Below are 20,728 nucleotides of genomic sequence, written 5' to 3' on the forward strand. Positions count from 1 at the left end.
GGCCCACCTCTGACATCCCGGGAAACTTTACGAGGAGACTTTCCCACGACCTGCACCGATGTCAAACGACGGCAGGGCCACCGCGGCGGCGGCCACCCCGTGGCCGACGACCCACCGACCGGTCAGCCGTCCGCAGGAGAACGAGGGCTCGTTCACCGGCCCCTGCCCGGCCGCCCCGCCCCCCACGACCCGGGCCCGGAACACGTCGGTACGGGGCTCGAAGACGACGTCCACGTCGTGGAAGCCCAACCGCACGCGGGTGAGCGGGAACCACGCCTTGTACACGGCTTCCTTGGCGCAGAACAGCAGCCGGTCCCAGCACACCGCCGCGCCGGCGCGTTCGAGCCCCGCCAGCCGGGCGCGTTCGCCGGGGCGGGCGACGCTCGCCAGTACCCCCTCCCGCAGCGGCCGGTGCGGTTCGGCGTCCACCCCGACGGCCCGCGCGGCGGTGCGCGGGGCCACGGCAGCGGCGCGGTAGCCGCCCCGGCAGTGCGTCATGCTGCCGACCACCCCGTCCGGCCACCGGGGGGCGCCGTCGGCGTCGGGCAGGAGCGGTACCGGCGGCCGGCCCAGTTCGGCGAGGGCGAGCCGGGCGCAGTGCCGTACGGTCGTGAACTCGCGCCGGCGCCCTTCCGCGGCGCCTGCCACGACGGCCCGTTCCTCGGGGAGGAGCCGGGCGCCCGGAGGGTCGGAGAACGCCTCGACCGCGACGACGTACGGTGGCAGGATCCGCTCGATCACGCCGGGGTCAGCCCGTCACGAACAGCTCGCCGCCGTCGAAGAAGCCCAGGTCCCCGGTACGGCCGGCGGCGCCCCCCGGCGCGTCCACCCAGATCTCGCCGACGACCCGCTCCGGGACCGCCCGGCGCGACGCCGGGTCGACGACCCGCACACCGACGCCCGGCAACGGCGTTCCCCGGCCGACCAGTTCGACCCCGCCGCGATCGGCCCGGGACACCGGCACCGCCTCCCCCCGGGTGAGGGCGGCGCGGTCGTAGTGCCCGGCCACCGTCGGGTGGAGCGGCCGTGCCAGCGTGGCCCCGAGGGCTCCCCCGCCGGTGCCGTAGCCCGCGGCGAACACCTCCTCGCGGAAGAAACCGGGCCGGAACGCGTCGGCGAACCGGTGCAGCGTCCGGGCCCTGACCGGCCGCCCGCCCCCGGCGCCGCCACCGCCACCGCCACCGACGGCGGCCACCCGCCACGTCGACAGGTCGATGCGCATCCGCTCGGCCGCCGGGACGCGCCTGACGCACAGCTCGTACGCGGCGTCCGGCGCCGCGGCAAAGACGTCCTCCTCCGCCTCGATGGCGCGCAGCCACACGCGCGGGTCCCGCACGAACGCGGCGGGCTCCAGGGTCACGGCGGTCGCCCCCGACACGAGCGGAAGGACGAGCGCCGTGGCCAGTCCCGTGCCGTGCCAGAGGGGCAGCCAGCTCACGACGGTCGTGCCGGGGTCGACGTCGCACCGGTCGCGCACCGCCGCCTGGCCGGCCACCAGCGCACCGTGGCCGACGACGACACCGGCCGGCCCCCGCCGGCCGGTCCGGGCGGCGTACTGGAGCAGCGCCGGGGCCGCGGGGCCCGGGGCCAAGGGGTCCGGAGCTACGGAGCTCGGGGCCAGGGGGCCCGGGGCTGCTGGGCCCGGGGCCAGGGCGTCCGGAGTTACGGAGCTCGGGGCCAGGGAGGCCAGGGCCACGGGGCCACCGCGCCAGTGGCGGGACGCGCGCACCTGCCCCCGTACGGCGACCCGGGGCACGCCCGGCACGGGTCCCGGAGTTGTGGCATCCGGCACCAGTACCGCACCGGGACGGCAGTCCCGGGCGATGGCGGCGACAACCGGTCCGGTCGCGTCCGCCACCGGCACGGCGACCATCCCGGCGTACAGGCAGCCGAAGAACGCGACGTGGAAGTCCAGGCCCGGCATCGGCGGGACGATCACCCGGTCACCGGGCCGTCCGGTCCGACGCAGGGCGGCCGCGACCGCACGGGCACGCGCGTCGAGCTCGGCCGGCGTGAGGTGCGCCATCCGTTCGCCCGCCGCCCCCAGGGCGGTGAACAGGGGCCGGTCGGCATCCGGGCCCGTGGCGCGGTCGCGCATCATGTCCACGACCGTCCGGGCCGGTGGCGGGGCGGCCACCAGGAGGTCCTCGACGACGCTCTCTTTCGGCGGTGCGCTGCTCATCGGTTCGTCCCCCTGTCCAGCCACTCGTCCCACCGTCATGCTGCCGGGTCGCGCTGACGTGTCACTGACAGCGATCCGAACCGTTGCCCACCGGCCCCGGCACGGCCGTGTCCCCCTGCCCAGTCCCCCTCTGCCCACTGGCTTTTGGCGTCTCAAACCCTCCAGGTCTGATCACCGACCGCGCACCACCATGCTCGACCTGCGCCCCTGGTACCTGTTCCGAACCCTCCAGGGTTGATCACCGACTCGCCACCGTCCACCGCCTCGCCGCGCACGTTTCCGGGTTCCGAACCCTCCAGGGTTGATCACCGGCCCGAGGGTAAAGCCGCAGCTCACACCATGCCTCTCATGGCTTGCGCCGAGGCGAATTGCAGCGATCTGCCGGTAGTGGGACTACGCAGGTCAGCACGCTTCTGAGCACGGCCACTGGCCGTCCCCCACCTCTCATGCAACGAGCCTGTCCGGTCGGAGGCTACCGTTGTGGGCTCGCAAGAGCGGCGCATTCGCGGATGAAGCGACCAACGTACAGGTCGATCCACCCCTTATCAGCACCCTCGTTCCCCTCGTGCTCTTCGAAGACGGGCCGGGCCACAACAACAGCGCCGACAACAGCACCGGCACCGGCACCAGCACCAAAAGCGGGAGGAACCCCGGCCGTCGTACGGCTGGGGTTCCTCAAGGCGGTGGGCGTCGGTCAGCGGGTGGACTCGCCCGCGCCGCAAACCGCTCGTTCACACGCCCGCGGACCGCGCCACCTCACGGTGACCGCGCGTCAGGGAGGTCAGCGCCGCAGGGTGAGGACGCCCGGCCGCCACGGCAGTTGGTCGTACGGGCCGCCCGCGGTGGGGGACTTGCCCTGGTAGAGGAACTGCAGGTTGCAGGGGTCGATGGTCATGGTCTGGTCGGGGTTGTTGCGGACCAGGTCACCGTGGCTGATGTCGTTGGTCCAGGTGGCGCCGCTGTTGGCCTTGCCCGCGAAGGGGTTGCTCTCGGTGGCGGCCTGCGGGGTCCACGTGCCGTTCAGGCTGGAGGCCGTGAAGGAGCGGAAGTAGCGCCCGTTCGCGCCCATCGCCTCGACGATCATGAGGTACTGGTTCTGGCCCTGGACCTTGTAGACCTGTACGCCCTCGAAGAGGTTGGCCTTCGTGTCGCTCATGATCGTCGTGTACGACGAGCCGAAGTTGCCCGGGAAGTTCCCGATCGGCATGCTCGCCCGGTAGATCTTGCCGTTGTCACCGGCGAAGAACAGGTACATGTTCTGGCCGTCGGCGATCAGGGTCTGGTCGATCGGGCCGGTGTCCGAGCCGGAGATGCTCCCGGTGAACAGCGGCTGCGGAGCGGACCAGCCGTTGGGGTTGGTGGGGTCGCTCGACGTGCGGTAGATGAAGGGCCACGCACCCCACTGGTACGCCAGCACCCAGATGTTCTTGGGCGCGAAGTAGAACAGCGTGGGCGCCACCGCGGACTGGTTCATCCCGGTCTGGCGGGCCGACGCCATGTCCGACCAGTTCGTGAAGGGGCTGAACATCATCGAGCCGTACGACGATCCCGACACGTTCGACGCGTAGACCAGGTGCTTGCCGTTGTGCGTCACGGTGGTGAAGTCCTTCACCGCGGCCCACCCGTTCGCCGGCTGCGCCAGCACACCCGTCGACGTCCACCGGTACGTCGACGGAAGGGAACACGGGCCGTCCGTCGGCGGCGTCCCGGACAGGCCGGTCCACTTCTGGTTGCTGCCGCCGTTGCACGTCCCGATCTGCACCGCCGTGCCGTTGGCCGTACCGGCGCCCGCGACCTCCAGGCACAGCCCGGACTCCACGCCGACGACCGTGCCGTCGGAGTTCACCCGCCACTGCTGGTTCGCACCGCCGGAACAGCCCCAGATCTGCACCCGGGTGCCGGCCGTGGTGGCGTGGCCCGGAACGTCCAGGCACTTGCTGCCGTACACGGTCAGCTGGTTGCTGTCCGTCAACGTCCACTGCTGGTTGGTCCCGCTCCAGCAGTCGTAGATCTGCAGGTACGTGCCGTCGGTCTGGCTGGCGCCCGGCACGTCGAGGCACCGGTTCGAACCAACACCGCGCAAGGCGCCGCTGGTGGCCGCCTGCGCCGGGGTGACGACGAGCATCGCCGCCAACGCGGCCAGGACCGCGATGGCGGCGGCGAACACCGCAGACGGATGCCTGCGGCTGAAACTTCCTCTGTACATGGGGGTTTTCCAACCTTGAGTAGGTGGTTCCGGTTGGCCTCGTCGGAGGTTGCCCGGACTGACGGTGCAGTGCGGTGTGCAGCGGCCCGTGCGCACCACGACAGACCGCTTGTGACTTCCCGGTCCTTCACGACCTCCTGGAAGATCGGTGGCGCCCGGCGCCTTCGGACCTCACGGGTGCCCGGGGTGGGGGCTCGGACGGCGTCGGGTGGGCCCGTCGCCGTCCCGGGCGTCACCGGGGCGGTCGCGGGCGGCGGGCCCGAAACCGGGGACCGGCGGCGTCCGAAGCGTTGGAGCGGGTTCATGCAACTCCTCGTACGGCCGGGTCCGGTGGGCGGTCGGCCGATGTCGGACTCGGTTCAGGGGGTGGACAGTTCGAACCGTGTGACGCGGACGGCACCGCCGAGTGCCTGTGTGGCGTGGTTGAAGAGGGCGTAGCGGTAGCCCATGAAGAAGCGCCAGTCGTTGCCCAGGGTGAAGGCGGGTCCCAGGCGGGTGAAGGTGGTGCCGTCGGTGCTGTAGGAGAAGGTCGCGGAGCGCGGAGCGCCGGGGCGGATGTCGGCGTTCGCGCGGAGCCAGACGCGTCCGCTCGGGGCGGGTGCGCTGGCGACTTCGGTACCGGTGTGGGTGGTGTTCCAGTTGGTGTCCATGGTCAGGCCGTTGACCATGACGAGCCGGGTGGTGCCGTTGTCGCGTTTGAGGCCGATCCAGGCGGAGGAGTCCCGCAGCAGTGCGAGTCCGGCTCGGTCGCCGTCGCGCATCGCGGTGTGGTCGAGCAGGACTGTGGCGGTGGAGGTGGGGCCCTGGATGCGGTGGGTGAGGGTGTTGCGGGCCCAGTACAGGTCGTGGGTGACGGTCGCGGTCCGTAGGGTCAGGCCGTTGTTGACCGACCACTTGGTGTTGTCCGGGTTGTGGTTCCACTCCCATCGCGGTTTGAGGGCCGTGCCGTCGAAGGTGTCGACGCCGGTCATCGGGGTGACCTGACGGGGCGGAGGGGGCACGGCCGGGGTGGGGTACGTGGTGCCCCATGCACCGTTGACCAGTTGCACGACGGGCCAGCCGTCCGCGGTCCAGGTGATCGGTGCCAGGGCCGGCACGCGGCCGCCGGGGTAGGCGTCGACGAAGGCCAGGTAGTACCAGGCGCCGCTCTGCGTGCGCACCAGCCCGCCTTGGTGGGGGACGCCGCCGCCGGGGATCGGTCCGCGCAAGTCGAGCAGGACCTGCCGCATCGTGTAGGGGCCGAAGGGGCCGCTGGAGGACTTCAGGATGTACTGGCCGTTGGCGGGGCGGGTGAGGAAGATGTAGTACTGCCCGTTGATCTTGTAGAAGCGGGCGCCTTCCAGGGTGCCGACACTGGACGGTGTCCTGAACACCTCCTGCGTACGGACCTGGGTGCGGCCGTCGGGTGAGAGCTGGGCCACGCTGATGGTGGTGTTGCCGTACGCCACGTACAGGGAGTCGTCGCTGTCGACGAGCAGCCCGGCGTCGTAGTAGGGGGTGCTGATCGTCGCCAGCCGGGTCCACGGCCCCTCCACCGCGGTGGCGGTGTAGAGGTAGCTGCGGGCGAAGTCGATCTGGCCGAGCCAGTAGAAGGTCCTGTTGCTGGGGCGGTAGGCCAGGGACGACGCCCAGATTCCCCTGACGTAGCCGCGGGCGCCGTTCAGGTCGTACTTGGCACCGAAGTCGAGCACCGGCACCGAATGGCCGGCGATCTCCCAGTTCACCAGGTCGTACGACCGCAGGACGGGCGCGCCCGGCGAGTAGTGCATCGTCGAGGCCGAAGCGTAATAGGTGTCACCGACACGGATCACGTCGATGTCCGCGAAGTCCTGCCAGACCACCGGATTCGTGAAGCTCCCGGCCGCCGCGGGGACAGGCCCCCGACCAGGAACACCCGCGGCACGAGAGGCACCCGCCAACGGAAGGACCGCCCCCGCGGCCAGACCGGCACCGGCCGCCAACGCGCGACGACGGGAGAACTCTTGATGAGAACATGACATATCCATGCACGAACTCCTTGCGGCTCGGCGTTCGAGGGGTGCGCCCCGGGGATGCCCTGCTGTGCGATGGAGCGACTCCGGATCGTTCGGAATACCGAACGGCGATCGGAGTGTCGAGCAACCTGAATGATAGGGAACCGGCGAACAGCGTCAACCCCTCTCGCATGTACCGCTATCAATCTCGAAACATTTCGTAGGGTCTGTGCGTTGAAAGACGCGCGTGACATCGACAAACTGCCTGGTCACGCTGCCACTCGGCACCGGAGCGGGGCTGCCTCGCGAGCAGTGCCGGCATCCGGCCGACCGTGTCCCCGGCATCTCCGAGAGGCCGATTTTCCGAACAGTGTCAGAAATTTCGACCTCCTCTTCAGGCGATCGACGGTCAGCCGCCCCGCCTCCCCGCGACCGCCGCGCCGAGGGTCACCGCCTCCCCACGACCGCCGTGCCGAGGGTCACCGCCTCCTCGCGCCCGCCATGCCGAGGGTCACCGCCTCCCCACGACCGCCGTGCCGAGGAACACCGCGTCCGCGCCCGCCCCCTCCCACTCCGCTGCCACGGCCGCGCCGGGCAGCCCGGCGTTCAGCCCACCGGCCGAGGTGGCACAGCCGGAACGGCCGCATGGGACGGGTCGGTCTCACCGCACGACCGTCGCCCTTCTTCCTGAAGTCGGCTCCGCTCGCCTCCCCGGGCCCCGACGTGCGGCCCGGGTGACGGCCTCAGCGTGATCGACGGTTGTCCACGGACCCCGCACGGCCGGGCCCGCCCACGCTCGCGCACGACCTCCCCGCACCTGACGGACGTTCAGAACGACCGTCATCCGTGCATCGAGAAGGCACCGTGGCTGGGCGGCGACAGCCCGCGCACCACCTCGAACCACTGAAAACCGCAACCCGGGCGGGGTTCCCCGCATCCACCTGCCGCGTCGAGTGGATTCGCTGCTCCGTCCCGCGAAGGCATACGAACCAACCCGCTGGACGAACAATCCCCACAGAACGGGATCAGTCTGCCCAGCGGGCCGCCGGGAACAAGCACCGCCTGCTCAACCTCTCTCCGCCCCCCGCCGCACGACGTCGAACGTCAGGAAACGGGGAACCAGGACGAGAGACGCTTGGCGATGGCCGGTACGTCGATGCTGTCCTGTGCGACTTCCTCGACGAACGGGCCGGCAACGGAGACGGGTGGCGGGACGGTACTGGCGCTGACGCCGTTGAACCGCAGGAAGACGCGCATGGCGAGCCAGGCGGTGCGCTTGTTGCCGTCGATCAACGCGTGGTTGCGGGCGACGGAGTGCAGCAGAGCCGCCGCCTTCTCGTGCAGCGTGGGATACGGCTCCGCCCCGAACACGTTCGTCCGGGGCCGTTCGATCGCTGACACCAAAAGTCCCATGTCACGCACGCTGTGCTCAGTACCGTTGACCGTGCGGGCGATGGCCAGGATCTCGTCGATATGGATGTAGCGCACTTGGGTCACTTCAGATAGTCCAGGATCTCCGCATCGCTGTCCATCAGCTCGGCCAGGACGTCATCGACCTTCAGCTCGGCCCGGTGCTGGGCGTCACGGATGGCCTCGATGGCAAGTTCCTGCTTGCTGCGACCCTCCCGACGAGCCCGCTCGGTGAGCTTCGCGTCAAGGTCGTCGGGGAGTCGGAGTGTCATCGCCATCCAGGAATGATACCGGACTGGTATCTGGGTGGCGAGGTGGTACCAGCCACTCAAGACCTCGGACCACGACGCCGTCCTTCGTGGCCCAGTCGGGCCGCGGTCTCGGTTCCGAGATGCGTGCGACGAGGTAGCAGCACGCGCCGCCGCTGGCGAGGTGCAGTCGCCCCCGAACCGGAGTCCTTGCCCCGCGCCGATGGCCCTGGTCTGCGGCCCAGGGCCGGAGAGGTCCGAGGTTGAGGCTTCCGATATTCGAGCGTCATCCGAGCGTCAAAAATGCTGCATTGCGCATCGCCACGTCGCCGCGAGACCCACGCCGGCCCTTGAACCTGCAGCTCAGAGCGTTCTGCACAAGCGAACCTCAGTCGACGCGTTCCGCGAGCGAAAACAGGTCGAGCTGACCACCTGAAATGCAAAACGGCAGGTCAGCGAGCCTTCTCGGCAGGTTCCAGAATCGCCACGCACTCCACATGATGCGTCATCGGGAACAGGTCGAAGGCCCGCAGTGTGCGGGGCTTGTAGCCGGCCTCGCGGAAGTACGCCAGGTCGCGGGCGAGGGCTGCCGGGTCGCAGGCGACGTAGGCGATGCGGCGGGCGCCCAGGGCGGCGAGGTGGTGGACGACGGACTTGCCGGCGCCCGCGCGGGGCGGGTCCAGGACGACGAGGTCGACCTCCGTGATGCCCGTGCGCGGCAGGACCTGCTCCACCTTGCCCTGCTCGATGCGCACCCGGTCGAAGTCCCGCAGGTTGTGGCGGGCGTCCTCCACCGCGCGCTTGCCCGACTCGATGCCGAGGACCGCCCCCTTGTCGCCGACGCGGTCCGCGAGGGCGCCCGCGAAGAGGCCGACGCCGCAGTACAGGTCCAGGGCCGTGTCGCCCTTGCGGGGCAGGAGGCCCTGCATGACGGCGCGGACCAGGGTGTCGGCGGCCTTCGGGTGGACCTGCCAGAAGCCGCCGTTGCCGACGCGGTAGGTGCGGTCGTCGGCGCGTTCGCGGACGAAGGGGCGGCCGTGGACGCGGTGGACGCCGCCGTCCTTCTCCTCCACGCGCAGCACCGACACCGGCTTGTCGAGTTCGACGAGCGGCAGGCGGGCGCCGGGGCGCGGGGTGAGGACGACCTGGCGGTCCTGCGAGCCGGTCGCGGCGATCGCCTCGACCGACGCCATGCCCGGCCACTCCCGCTTCTCGACGCCCAGCTCGCTCACGCCCTCGGCGGCGATCATGCAGTGGTCGATCGGCTCGACCTCGTGGGAGCGGTGGCGGCGCAGGCCCGCGCGGCCGGACGCGTCGACGGCGTACTGGACGCGCGTGCGCCACTGCGGGACCTCGCCGGCCGGCAGCTTGTCGCCCTCGGCGGGGACGACCGTGCCGTCCCAGCCGGCCTCCTCGGGGGTGAGGCCCGCGAGGCGGCGCAGTTGCTCCGCGACGACCTCGCCCTTGAGGCGGCGCTGGGCGCCCGGCTTGGCGTGCTGCCAGTCGCAGCCGCCGCAGCGGCCGGGCCCGGCGTACGGGCAGGGCGCCTCGATGCGGTCCTTCGACGCGTCGAGGACGGTGACCGCGTCGGCCCGCAGGAAGCGGGACGTCTCGTCGCCCTCGGTCACGCGGGCGACGACCCGCTCGCCCGGCAGCGCGTGCCGGACGAACAGGACGCGGCCCTCCCCGGTGCGGGCGATGCAGTGGCCGCCATGCGCGACGGGGCCGACCTCGACCTCGTACTCCTCGCCGACCAGCGAGGACTCGGGTGCGTTCTTCGGCATGGCGGGGTGACTCCAAGGAGAGAAAGGAGGGAAGGGGTTCTCGCGGCGGTCGGACGACCGGGCCGGTCGGACGACCAGCCCACCAGTCTACGTCCCTTCTCCGCGTCCCTTCGCCGTCACTCCTTGCCGTTCGGCGGGGTGGGCCGCTTCGCGCCCGTCTCGACCAGGCCGCGGCGCACCGAGCCGGGCGCGTTCCACTCCAGGTTCTTCTTCGCCCGTTGCTTCGCCGCCTCCGAGGAGCGCAGCTGGTACGGGACGGAGGTCACCATCACGCCGGGCGTGAACAGCAGGCGGCCCTTGAGGCGCAGGGCGCTCTGGTTGTGGAGGAGCTGCTCGTACCAGTGGCCGACGACGTACTCGGGGATGATCACGCTGATGACGTCGCGGGGGCTCTCGCGGCGCAGGCTCTTGACGTACTCGACGACGGGCCGGGTGATCTCCCGGTACGGGGAGTCGAGGATCTTCAGCGGGACGTCGAGGCCGCGGCGCTCCCAGTCCTCGGTGAGGGCCTTGGTCTCGGCCGGGTCGACGTTGATGCTGAGCGCCTCCAGCTTGTCGGAGCGCATCAGCTTGGCGTAGGCGACCGCGCGGAGCGTCGGGCGGTGGATCTTGGAGACGAGGACGATGGAGTGGACGCGGGCCGGGCGGACGCTGTCCTCGCTGGGGCCCTCGGGGGCGGCGAGCTCCTCCGCGACACGGTCGTAGTGCTTGCGGATCGCGGTCATCGTCACGTAGAAGATCGCCATGCCGAGCAGCGCCACCCAGGCGCCGTGGGTGAACTTGGTGATGAGGACGACGATCAGGACGAGGCCGGTGAAGAACGCGCCGAACGTGTTGATCGCGCGGGAGCGGACCATGCGGCGCCGGGCGGCCGGGTCGCCCTCGGTGCTCAGGAGCCGGTTCCAGTGGCGGACCATGCCGGTCTGGCTGAGCGTGAAGGAGACGAAGACGCCGACGATGTAGAGCTGGATGAGCCGGGTGACCTCGGCGTCGTAGAGGTAGACGAGGACCGCGGCGGCGGCGGCGAGCAGCACGATGCCGTTGGAGAAGGCGAGCCGGTCGCCGCGGGTGTGGAGCTGGCGCGGCAGGTAGCGGTCCTGGGCGAGGATCGAGCCGAGGAGCGGGAATCCGTTGTACGCGGTGTTCGCGGCGAGGAAGAGGACGAGCGCGGTCGCGGCGGCGAGGACGACGAAGAGGAAGCTGCCGTCACCGAAGACGGCGGCGGCGACCTGGGAGATCACCGGTTCCTGGGTGTACTCGGGGCCGACCGGGGCGCCGTCGCGGAGCAGGTCGTGGGCCGGGTTCTCGGCCATCTTGACGTCGGTGGCGAGGGCGAGGCCGATGATGCCGCAGAACATGGTGACGGCGAAGCCGCCCATGAGCGCGAGGGTGGTGGCGGCGTTGCGGCTCTTGGGCTTGCGGAAGGCGGGCACGCCGTTGCTGATCGCCTCGACGCCGGTGAGCGCGGCGCAGCCGGACGAGAAGGCGCGCAGCAGCAGGAAGAAGAGGGCGAACCCGGCGAGGCCCTGGTGTTCGGCCTGGATCTCCAGGTCGGCGGTGGGCGCCTCCATCGTGTCGCCGAGGACCAGGCCGCGGAAGGCGCCCCAGACGATGAGGGCGAAGACGCCGGTGACGAAGACGTACGTGGGGATGGCGAAGAGGCGGCCGGACTCCTTGACGCCGCGGAGGTTCATCAGGGTGAGGAGCACGATGATCGCGACGGCGGACGCCGTCTTGTGCTCGACGACGAACGGGATGGCGGAGCCGAGGTTCTCCACGCCGGAGGAGATCGACACGGCGACGGTGAGCACGTAGTCGACGAGGAGCGCGCTGGCGACGCCGAGTCCGGCGCGCGGACCGAGGTTGGTCTGGGCGACCTCGTAGTCGCCGCCGCCGCTGGGGTAGGCGTGGACGTTCTGCCGGTACGAGGCGACGACCGTGAACATGAGGATCACGACGGCGGCCGCGATCCACGGGCTGAACGCGTACGCCGAGGCACCCGCGATGGACAGGACCAGCAGGACCTCGCCCGGTGCGTACGCCACCGAGGAGAGCGGGTCGGAGGCGAAGACGGGGAGCGCGATGCGCTTGGAGAGGAGCGTCTCCCCCAGCCTGTCGCTACGCAGGGCCCGGCCGATCAGGATCCGTTTGGGCACGTCGGTCAGTTTGGACACGCAGAGGATCGTAAGCGTTCGAAATGGGTGCCGCTCGCCCGCGGGTGGCGTGTTCGACGCGTCGTCGGCTCCCGGACGCGGATGAGGGCAACCGCCTGGTCGGGGCATAAGCTCATTCCGAGACAGCACCGCACGCAGGCTGAGAGAGAAGAGTGAGCAGGGTGTTTTCGCAGGTCAGCAAGGTGACCAGGAGCGCGGGGTAGTCGAACGTGCATATTGTGATCATGGGCTGCGGCCGTGTCGGCGCCGAACTGGCGCAGACCTTGGAGCGGCAGGGTCACACGGTCGCCGTCGTCGACCAGGACCCCACGGCCTTCCGGCGCCTCGGTTCCGGCTTCGGTGGACGGCGTGTCACCGGCGTCGGGTTCGACCAGGACACCCTGCGCGAGGCGGGCATCGAGGAGGCCGGGGCGTTCGCCGCGGTCAGCAGCGGTGACAATTCCAACATCATCGCGGCGCGGGTGGCGCGCGAGATGTTCGGCGTCGAGAACGTCGCCGCCCGGATCTACGACCCCCGGCGCGCCGAGGTGTACCAGCGGCTCGGCATCCCCACGGTCGCCACGGTGCGGTGGACCGCCGACCAGATGCTGCGGCGGCTGCTGCCGTCCGGCGCCGAGGAGCTGTGGCGGGACCCGAGCGGCGGGGTGCAGCTCGCGGAGGTGTACATCTCCCCCGCGTGGATCGGCCACAAGGTGAGCACGATCCAGGAGGAGACGGGGGTCCGCGTGGCGTTCCTGACGCGGCTGGGCGAGGCGATCCTGCCGACGTCGCAGACGGTGCTGCAGGACGGCGATCTGGTGCACGTGATGATGCGGACGGACGAGGTCGAGCAGGTCGAGGCGGCCTTCGCCCACGGCCCCGAGGGGAGCGGTCACTGATGCGGGTCGCCATCGCCGGCGCGGGCGCGGTGGGTCGTTCCATCGCGGGCGAGCTGCTGGAGAACGGGCACGAGGTGCTGCTCGTCGACAAGGCGCCGACCGCCATCTCGGTGGAGCGGGTGCCGCAGGCGGAGTGGCTGCTGGCCGACGCCTGTGAGATCACGTCCCTGGACGAGGCGGCGCTGCAGCGGTGCCACGTCGTGATCGCGGCGACGGGTGACGACAAGGTGAACCTCGTCGTGTCGCTGCTCGCGAAGACCGAGTACGGGGTTCCCCGGGTCGTCGCGCGGGTCAACAACCCGAAGAACGAGTGGCTGTTCACCGAGGCGTGGGGCGTGGACGTCGCCGTGTCGACGCCGCGCCTGATGTCGGCGCTGGTGGAGGAGGCGGTGAGCGTCGGCGACCTGGTCCGGCTGCTGCGCTTCAGCCACGGCGACGCGAACCTGGTCGAGCTGACCCTGCCGCCGGAGTCGGCGATCGCCGGTACGCGCGTCGGGGACGTGGCGTGGCCGCAGGACACGTCGCTGGTGACGATCATCCGTGGTTCGCGGGTCCTCACGCCGGGCGCGGAGGAGACGCTGGAGGCCGGTGACGAGCTGCTGTTCGTGGCCGCGCAGGCGCGCGAGGAGCAGTTGGAGGACCTGCTGTCGGTCCGCCGCGAGGACGCCGCGGGCTGACGCGGGCCGCTCCGACACGGGCGCGCGGGCGCCCCGTGCCGGGATTCCGGTCTCCGTACGAGGAGGGCCGGGGACCGCGATCGGTCCCCGGCCCTCCTCGTGCGCGTCCGGTGTCAGGCCCCCCTGGCCTCGCGCTCCTTCTCGGCGCGCTCGGCCTCCTCCATCTCCGCGAAGACGTCGATCGGCGGCGGCGCCTTCGCGAGGAACACCCACGTCAGGTAGACGGCGAGCAGGAAGGGCGGGATCTTCAGCGCGATGAGGACCCAGCCGAGCTGGGTCGTGTCGGCCCACCAGTACAGGGGGAAGAGGATCGCGCACTTGCCCAGCAGGATGAAGCCCCAGGCGTAGCTGGCCTTGGCGTACGCCTTCTTGCGGCCGGGGTTGCGGGTGCGCCAGGAGAGGTTCTCCTTGAAGACCGGGCCGAGGATCAGCCCGATCAGCGGGACACCGGCCAGCGTCGTGACGACGTACGCGAGGCCCAGGCCCAGCGTGTACAGCATGCCGGGCAGGTAGAAGTCCTTGGCGTTGCCCGTCATCATCGCGAAGACGACGCCGAAGGCGACGCCGAAGACGCCGCTGAAGGCGTGCTTGACGGTGTCGCGGCGGACCAGCCGGATGACGACGAGCAGCAGGGACACCGCGAGCGCCGCGAGGGCGGAGGCGTGCAGGTCCTTGTTGACGGTGAAGATCGTGACGAAGAGGAGGCCGGGCACGACGGTCTCCACCATGCCGCGGACCCCGCCGAACGCGTCGAACAGCGCGGCCTCGGTCACGGCCTTGGCGTCGTCCCGGCCGGCCCGCGCCTCGGCAGCGTCCTGGGCGCGGGGGCCGTCCGGGCCGTCCGGGGCGGTGCCGTGGCCGTCGGGCCCCCAGGGGCCGCCTTCGTCGGTGGTCGGCTTGTCGAGTGACGTCACCGGCTACTCCTGTCCGAGCGGTCGGAGCTCGTATTTCGGATTGAAGAGGACCCTGCGCCCCTGGCTCATGGAGATCCGGCCCGAGGCTATGAGCCTGCGGCCCGGCTCGATGCCCAGGATGGACCGCCGGCCCAGCCACACCACGTCCAGCGGGGCGGTGCCGTCGAAGAGTTCCGCCTCCAGGGCCGGCACTCCGGCCCGCGGGCGCAGGGTGACCGTCCGCAAGGTACCAGTCACCTTCACGATCTGGCGGTCACCGCAGTCCGAGATGCGGGTGCAGCCCGTCGCCTCCGCGTCCTCCTGGAGCTCCTCGGACTCGAGTTCGCCCTGCGAGCTGGACAGGCGGTCCAGCATGCGGCGGAAGCGGCCGCCGGGCCTCTCTGTACGCGGTGCAGCACTCATACGGAAAGCCTACCGGGGCGTTGTTCCGGCGACCCGGTTCCGCCGCCCCGCCGCGCGGTACGCCGCAGGTCAGCGTTCGAACCGGTAGCCCATGCCGGGCTCGGTGACGAAGTGCCTCGGGTGCGACGGGTCGGCCTCCAGCTTGCGCCGCAACTGCGCCATGTAGACGCGCAGGTAGTTCGTCTCGGTGCCGTACGAGGGGCCCCAGACCTCCTGGAGGAGCTGCTTCTGGCCGACGAGCCGTCCGGCGTTGCGGACCAGGACCTCCAGCAGGTGCCACTCGGTCGGGGTGAGCCGGACGTCCTTGCCGCCCCGGTTGACCTTCTTCGCGGCGAGGTCGACGGTGAAGCCCGCGGTCTCCACGACGGCCACGTCCCCGTCCCCGCCGCCGACCGGCTCGGCGCGGCGCACGGCGGCCCGCAGCCGGGCCAGCAGCTCGTCCATGCCGAACGGCTTGGTGACGTAGTCGTCGGCGCCCGCGTCGAGGGCCTCGACCTTCTCGTCGGAGGTGTGGCGGGCGGAGAGCACGAGGATGGGCACGCGGGACCAGCCGCGCAGGCCCTTGATGACGTCGACGCCGTCCATGTCGGGCAGCCCGAGGTCGAGGACGACCACGTCGGGGTGGCGGTGGGCGGCGAGGGTGAGGGCGGTCGCCCCGTCGGATGCGGAGTCGACCTCGTACCTGCGTGCCTTCAGGTTGATCACGAGGGCGCGTACGATCTGCGGCTCGTCGTCGACCACGAGCACCCGCGTCATGAGGGGCCTGCTTTCTGTAGGGGGCGGGGATCGGCACGGCCGTCCGCGGTACGGGCCCGCGCGGCGCGGAGGGTGAGGACCATGGTGAGCCCGCCGCCGGGGGTGTCCTCCGCGGTCAGGGTGCCGTGCATGGCCTCGGCGAAGCCGCGGGCGACGGCGAGGCCGAGGCCCACTCCGGCGCCGCGCGGGGCGTCGCCGTACCGCTGGAAGGGGGCGAAGATCCGTTCCTTCGCCTCGTCGGGGACGCCGGGGCCGCGGTCGATGACGCGCAGCTCGACGCGGTCGGCGTGGGCGCTGGCGGAGACGAGGACGCGGCTGTGGTCGGGGGCGTACTTCACGGCGTTCTCGACGAGGTTGGCGACGGCCCGTTCGAGCAGGCCGCGGTCGACGGTGACCATGGGCAGCGACTCGGGGACGTCGAGGTCGACGCTGCCCTCGGGGACGCCGCCGAGCGCCATCGGGACGACCTCGTCGAGGTCGGTGACGCGCAGCAGCGGGGTGACGGTGCCGGTCTGGAGGCGGGACATGTCGAGGAGGTTGCCGACGAGGTGGTCGAGGCGGTCGGCGCCGTCCTCGATGCCTTCGAGGAGGTCGGCGCGGTCCTCGTCGGACCACTCGACGTCGTCGGAGCGGAGGGAGGAGACGGCGGCCTTGATCGCGGCGAGCGGGGTGCGCAGGTCGTGGGAGACGGCGGCCAGCAGCGCCGTACGGATCTTGTTGCCCTCCGCGAGCCCGCGGGCCTCCTCGGCCTGGCCGACGAGCCGCTGCCGGTCGAGGACGACGGCGGCCTGCGCGGCGAAGGCGCCGAGGACGCGGCGGTCCTCGGCGGGCAGGACGCGGCCGGTCAGGGCGAGCGCGAGGTGGTCGCCGACGGGCATGTCGACGTCGGCGTCCTCGGGTCGGGCCGGCGGCCGGCCGGGGCCGGCGTGGGCGGCACAGGTCCACGGGGCGCGGTCGTCGGGGCGTTCCAGGAGCGCCACGGACTCCATGGCGAAGGTCTCGCGGACCCCTTGGAGGAGCCCGTCGAGGGTGGTGTCGCCGCGCAGGACGCTCCCGGCGAGGAAGGAGAGGATCTCCGACTCGGCGCGCAGCCGCGCCGCCTGGTGGGTGCGGCGGGCGGCGGTGTCCACGACGGAGGCGACGGACGCGGCGACCGCGAAGAACACGGCGATGGCCACCATGTTCTCCGGGTCGTCGACGGTCCAGGTGCGGGTGGGCGGGGTGAAGTACCAGTTGAGGAGGAGGGAGCCCGCCGCGGCGGAGGCCAGGGCGGGGAGCAGGCCGCCGAGGAGGGCCGCCGCGACGGTGAGCGCCAGGAACAGCAGCATGTCGTTGGCGAGGCCGGGCCCGGTGTCGGCGCCCGCTTCGAGGACCGAGAGCACCCAGGTGAGGAGGCACGGGCCGAGGACGCCGACGCTCCAGCCCCAGGCGCTGCGGACTCGGCTGAGGCGGCTCCGGCGGGCGGCGGGCAGGCCGCGTCCGCGGCCGGCGGCGCCGTGGGTGACGATGTGGACGTCGAGGTCGGGTCCGGAGTCGCGGGCGACGGTTCCGCCGACGCCGGGCCCGAACACGTACTGCCAGCTCTTGCGGCGGCTGGCGCCGAGGACTATCTGCGTGGCGTTGTGGGCGCGGGCGAACTCCAGCAGCGCGGCGGGTATGTCGTCGCCGATGACGTGGTGGAAGGTGCCGCCGAGGTCCTCGACGAGGGTCCGCTGGAGGGCCAGTTCCTTCGGGGAGGCGGAGGTCAGCCCGTCGCCGCGGGCCACGTACACGGCGAGGACCTCGCCGCCGGCGCCCTTCTCCGCGAGCCGGGCGGCGCGGCGGATGAGGGTGCGGCCCTCGCCGCCGCCGGTCAGGCCGACGACGATGCGTTCGCGGGAGCCCCAGATCGTCGAGACGCTGTGGTCCCTGCGGTACTGCTGGAGGTACTCGTCGACGCGGTCGGCGGTCCACAGCAGGGCCAGTTCGCGCAGGGCGGTGAGGTTGCCGGGGCGGAAGTAGTCGGCGAGGGCGGCGTCGACCTTGTCCGGGGCGTAGATGTTGCCGTGGGCCATGCGGCGGCGCAGCGCCTCGGGCGACATGTCGACCAGTTCGATCTGGTCGGCGCGGCGGACGACCTCGTCGGGGACGGTTTCCTGCTGCCGTACGCCGGTGATGGCCTCGACGACGTCGCCGAGGGACTCCAGGTGCTGGATGTTGACGGTCGAGACGACGTCGATCCCGGCGGCGAGCAGGTCCTCGACGTCCTGCCAGCGCTTGGTGTTGCGGGAGCCGGGGGCGTTGGTGTGGGCCAGCTCGTCGACGAGGGCGACGGCGGGGCGCCGGGCCAGGACGGCGTCGACGTCCATCTCGGCGAGGACCGCGCCCCGGTGCTCGACGGTCCGGCGGGGGACCTGCTCCAGGCCGGTCAGCAGCGCCTCGGTGCGGGGCCGGGAGTGGTGCGCGACGAAGGCGACGACGCAGTCGGTGCCGCGTCCGGCGCGGCGGTGGGCCTCGGACAGCATCGCGTACGTCTTGCCGACCCCCGGCGCCGCGCCGAGGTAGATCCGTAGCTTGCCGCGTCCCATCGCCTCATCCTCTTCCGGGCACCGTGCCCGCGCAGCGTCGACCTTACGGCCGGCGGTGAGGCGAAACCGGACGGGGGCGGTGTCCGGGAGGTCCTGCCGGGATTCTGACGCCCTGTGCCCGGTGGCCCGCCCCCTCGCGACGCGGTCAGCGGATCTCGGTGATCTCCGGGCCGCGCTGGAGCTGTCCCATGTCGCCGGAGAAGCGGGAGCCGGCGGGCTGGCCCTCGGCCTGGACGCCCTCGGGGACCATCTGCGCGTCGCTCGGCAGCTTCAGGACGATCGGGTCGCGCGGGGCCATCGGGCCCTCACCGCGTACGACGACCGTGTCCCGGAAGATCTGCTCCAGCAGTCCGGCGGCCTCCGGCTGGACGGCGCCCTGCCCGGAGATGACCCCGCGCAGGAACCAGCGGGGGCCGTCGACGCCGACGAACCGCACCAACTGGACGCCGCCCGTGCCGTCCGGCAACTGCACCGGGACCCGGGCGCGCAGCTCCCAGCCGAGGGGGCCCTCGACCTCGTCGATGACGCCGCCCTGCTGGGTGATGCCGGAGGCGATCTCCTCGCGGACCTCGCCCCAGATGCCCTCGTTCTTGGGCGCGGCGAACGCCTGCAGCTGGATCGCGCTGTCCCGCAGGACGACCGTCGCCGCGACGATCGCGTCCCCCGCGACCTCGACGCGCAGCTCCATGCCCTCGACGCCGGGGACGAAGAGGCCGCCCAGGTCGACGCGTCCCTCCTCGGGCTTGGAGACCTCGGAGACGTCCCACGGCCCGTCCGGCCGGGGCGCCGGCGGAAGGTTCACCCGGCGGGGGCCGCCCTCCTCCGCCGCCTCGTCGGTGTCGACCGCGTCGACGACCTGCTCGGCCTCGCTCGCCGCGTTCTCGGCGGCACTGGCCTTCTTGCGACGTCCGAACACGTCACTGTCCTTCCCGGTCGGTTACGACCGCTGCGTATGGATTCCCACCCGTCCAGCCACCCACGGCGGCGTGCCCGCCCGTGGATCCGAAGCCCCCCTCGCCCCGTGCCGAGCCGGGAAGCTCCGCCACCTCGTGGAAGCGGACCTTCTCGACCTGCTGAACGACCAGTTGGGCGATCCGGTCGAACCGTTCGAACCGGACGCTCTCGCGCGGATCCAGGTTGACCACGATCACCTTGATCTCTCCACGGTACCCGGCATCGACGGTCCCCGGGGCATTCACCATCCCGACGCCCAGCCGGGCGGCCAGCCCGGAGCGCGGGTGTACGAAGGCCGCGTACCCGTCCGGGAGGGCGATCGACACCCCGGTGGGGAGGACCGCGCGCTCACCGGGGGCGAGGTCGACGGCCTCGGTGGTGACGAGGTCGGCGCCGGCGTCGCCGGGGTGCCCGTACGACGGGAGGGGGACCTCGGGGTCCAGGCGGCGGATCAGCACGTCGACAGGGTTGCGCATCAGGGGTTCACCTCGAAGGCGCGGGCGCGCCGGACCTGGTCGGGGTCGTCCATCGCCGCCCGGATCTCCTCCGGGCGGCCGTTGTCGATGAAGTGGTCGACCTTGACTTCGACGAAGAGGGCGTCGGCGCGGACGGCGACGGGACCTTCGGGACCGCCGATCCGGCCGGTGGCCGTGGAGTAGATCTTCCGGCCGTGGACCGCGGTGACCTCGGCCTCCAGGTGGAGGACGGTGCCGACGGGCACGGGGAGGGCGAAGTCGGTCTCCAGCCGGCCGGTCACGGCGATCACCCGCAGCAGCCAGTTGAGGGAGCCCAGCGTCTCGTCGAGCGCGGTCGCGAGGACGCCGCCGTGGGCGAGTCCGGGGGCGCCCTGGTGGTCGGGGGTGACGGTGAACTCGGCGGTGACGGACACGCCCTCGCCGGCCCTGGCCTCCAGGTGCAGTCCGTGGGGCTGGCCGTCGCCGCAGCCGAAGCAGTACGCGTAGTGGGCCCCGAGGAGCTCGCCCGGGGCGGGCGCGTCGGGGTGCCGTACCGGCGGCCGGGCCCCGTCCGGGGGCGTCAGTGCAGTGCTCACAGCCGCAGACCTTACCCGCGCGGCGGCGCGGCGGTCGCCCCGTGCCAAGCTTGGGTGTATGCAGCCTTCCGACCGCCCTTCGGCCCCGCAGTACGACGAACGACTCACCGCCCCCGGTCCGTGGTGGCTGATCGCCGCCCTGCTGGGGTTGTCCGGGGGCCTGGTGGCCATGCCGCTGGGCGCGGTGCCGATGCTCGGCGGGATCATCGTCGCGGGGGCGCTCGCGGCGATCTGCGTCAGCTCGTACGGCTCCGCGCGCGTGCGCGTGGTGGCCGGTTCCCTGGTCGCGGGGGACGCGCGGATCCCGGTGGAGGCGCTGGGCGAGCCGGAGGCCCTGGACGCCGAGGAAGCGCGGGCCTGGCGCACGTACAAGGCGGACCCGCGGGCGTTCATGGTGCTGCGCGGCTACGTCCCGGGCGCGGTGCGCGTCGAGGTGACCGACCCGGCCGACCCCACGCCGTACGTGTACCTGTCGACCCGCGATCCCGAGGGCCTGGCGGCGGCGATCCGGCAGGCGCAGGAGGCGGTGGTCGGCCGCTAGCGGCCGGCAGG

General features: G+C 71.9%; 18 protein-coding genes. 3 read left to right on the forward strand and 15 right to left on the reverse strand.

Translation table 11 applies throughout. The features are described from left to right. Positions 1–27: 27 nt before the first annotated feature. The 8 genes from AC07D6_RS11470 to AC07D6_RS11505 all read right to left on the reverse strand — a co-directional run bounded on the left by AC07D6_RS11470 (position 28) and on the right by AC07D6_RS11505 (position 11,977). Positions 28–741, reverse strand: coding sequence for a 4'-phosphopantetheinyl transferase family protein (locus tag AC07D6_RS11470; RefSeq protein WP_479043475.1), 714 nt, complete (start codon positions 739–741; stop codon positions 28–30). Between the two features lie 7 nt (positions 742–748). Further along, the gene (locus AC07D6_RS11475) at positions 749–2,182 is read right to left on the reverse strand and encodes an AMP-binding protein (RefSeq protein ID WP_479043477.1); all 1,434 of its coding nucleotides are present in this window, start codon (positions 2,180–2,182) and stop codon (positions 749–751) included. Positions 2,183–2,963: 781 nt separating this feature from the next. Beyond that, a complete protein-coding gene (locus AC07D6_RS11480) occupies positions 2,964–4,388 on the reverse strand; it encodes a non-reducing end alpha-L-arabinofuranosidase family hydrolase (protein ID WP_479043478.1) in 1,425 nt (474 codons plus the stop codon). A gap of 359 nt (positions 4,389–4,747) precedes the next feature. Then, positions 4,748–6,388, reverse strand: coding sequence for a glycoside hydrolase family 43 protein (locus AC07D6_RS11485; protein ID WP_479043479.1), 1,641 nt, complete (start codon positions 6,386–6,388; stop codon positions 4,748–4,750). 1,077 nt (positions 6,389–7,465) lie between these two features. Next, entirely contained in the window at positions 7,466–7,858 is a 393-nt protein-coding gene (locus AC07D6_RS11490) for a type II toxin-antitoxin system death-on-curing family toxin (RefSeq protein ID WP_479043480.1), read from the reverse strand. Continuing rightward, positions 7,855–8,049 (reverse strand): ribbon-helix-helix protein, CopG family, encoded by a 195-nt coding sequence (locus tag AC07D6_RS11495; RefSeq protein ID WP_216719094.1) that lies wholly within the window; start codon positions 8,047–8,049, stop codon positions 7,855–7,857. The genes AC07D6_RS11490 and AC07D6_RS11495 overlap by 4 nt, the downstream gene beginning before the upstream one ends. A gap of 422 nt (positions 8,050–8,471) precedes the next feature. Then, the gene (locus AC07D6_RS11500) at positions 8,472–9,803 is read right to left on the reverse strand and encodes a class I SAM-dependent RNA methyltransferase (RefSeq protein ID WP_479043482.1); all 1,332 of its coding nucleotides are present in this window, start codon (positions 9,801–9,803) and stop codon (positions 8,472–8,474) included. A 116-nt stretch (positions 9,804–9,919) separates the two neighbouring features. After that, a complete protein-coding gene (locus tag AC07D6_RS11505; protein WP_479043484.1) occupies positions 9,920–11,977 on the reverse strand; it encodes an APC family permease in 2,058 nt (685 codons plus the stop codon). A 209-nt stretch (positions 11,978–12,186) separates the two neighbouring features. On the opposite strand from AC07D6_RS11505, the gene AC07D6_RS11510 reads away from it, so the two are divergent. Together AC07D6_RS11510 and AC07D6_RS11515 are read left to right on the forward strand one after the other, a co-directional pair. Continuing rightward, positions 12,187–12,855 (forward strand): potassium channel family protein, encoded by a 669-nt coding sequence (locus tag AC07D6_RS11510; protein WP_315878813.1) that lies wholly within the window; start codon positions 12,187–12,189, stop codon positions 12,853–12,855. Further along, positions 12,855–13,532 (forward strand): potassium channel family protein, encoded by a 678-nt coding sequence (locus tag AC07D6_RS11515; protein WP_315878814.1) that lies wholly within the window; start codon positions 12,855–12,857, stop codon positions 13,530–13,532. The genes AC07D6_RS11510 and AC07D6_RS11515 overlap by 1 nt, the downstream gene beginning before the upstream one ends. Before the next feature lie 113 nt (positions 13,533–13,645). Here the strand turns inward: AC07D6_RS11515 and AC07D6_RS11520 are convergent, their stop codons facing one another. From AC07D6_RS11520 to AC07D6_RS11550, 7 genes are all read right to left on the reverse strand, one after another. Next, complete coding sequence (locus AC07D6_RS11520) at positions 13,646–14,446, reverse strand: DUF3159 domain-containing protein (protein WP_479043485.1); 801 nt, start codon at positions 14,444–14,446, stop codon at positions 13,646–13,648. 3 nt (positions 14,447–14,449) lie between these two features. Beyond that, positions 14,450–14,848, reverse strand: coding sequence for an OB-fold nucleic acid binding domain-containing protein (locus AC07D6_RS11525; protein ID WP_315878816.1), 399 nt, complete (start codon positions 14,846–14,848; stop codon positions 14,450–14,452). Between the two features lie 69 nt (positions 14,849–14,917). Beyond that, positions 14,918–15,604 carry a response regulator gene (locus tag AC07D6_RS11530; protein ID WP_315878817.1) on the reverse strand — a complete coding sequence of 229 codons (687 nt, stop codon included), beginning with the start codon at positions 15,602–15,604 and terminating at the stop codon, positions 14,918–14,920. After that, the gene (locus AC07D6_RS11535; RefSeq protein WP_479043486.1) at positions 15,601–18,171 is read right to left on the reverse strand and encodes an ATP-binding protein; all 2,571 of its coding nucleotides are present in this window, start codon (positions 18,169–18,171) and stop codon (positions 15,601–15,603) included. The genes AC07D6_RS11530 and AC07D6_RS11535 overlap by 4 nt, the downstream gene beginning before the upstream one ends. Before the next feature lie 145 nt (positions 18,172–18,316). Continuing rightward, entirely contained in the window at positions 18,317–19,087 is a 771-nt protein-coding gene (locus AC07D6_RS11540; protein ID WP_479043488.1) for a DUF3710 domain-containing protein, read from the reverse strand. A 1-nt stretch (position 19,088) separates the two neighbouring features. Then, positions 19,089–19,601: a dUTP diphosphatase gene (gene dut / locus AC07D6_RS11545; RefSeq protein WP_315878820.1), complete on the reverse strand. Its 513-nt coding sequence runs from the start codon at positions 19,599–19,601 to the stop codon at positions 19,089–19,091. Next, positions 19,601–20,176 carry a PaaI family thioesterase gene (locus AC07D6_RS11550; RefSeq protein WP_315878821.1) on the reverse strand — a complete coding sequence of 192 codons (576 nt, stop codon included), beginning with the start codon at positions 20,174–20,176 and terminating at the stop codon, positions 19,601–19,603. Before AC07D6_RS11550 ends, dut begins: the two co-directional genes overlap by 1 nt. A gap of 58 nt (positions 20,177–20,234) precedes the next feature. Between AC07D6_RS11550 and AC07D6_RS11555 the strand changes: the two genes are divergently transcribed. Next, positions 20,235–20,717, forward strand: a complete 483-nt coding sequence (locus AC07D6_RS11555) for a DUF3093 domain-containing protein (RefSeq protein WP_479043489.1) — start codon at positions 20,235–20,237, stop codon at positions 20,715–20,717. The last annotated feature ends 11 nt before the right edge of the window (positions 20,718–20,728 follow it).

Source organism: Streptomyces sp. NPDC045287 (assembly GCF_056432325.1).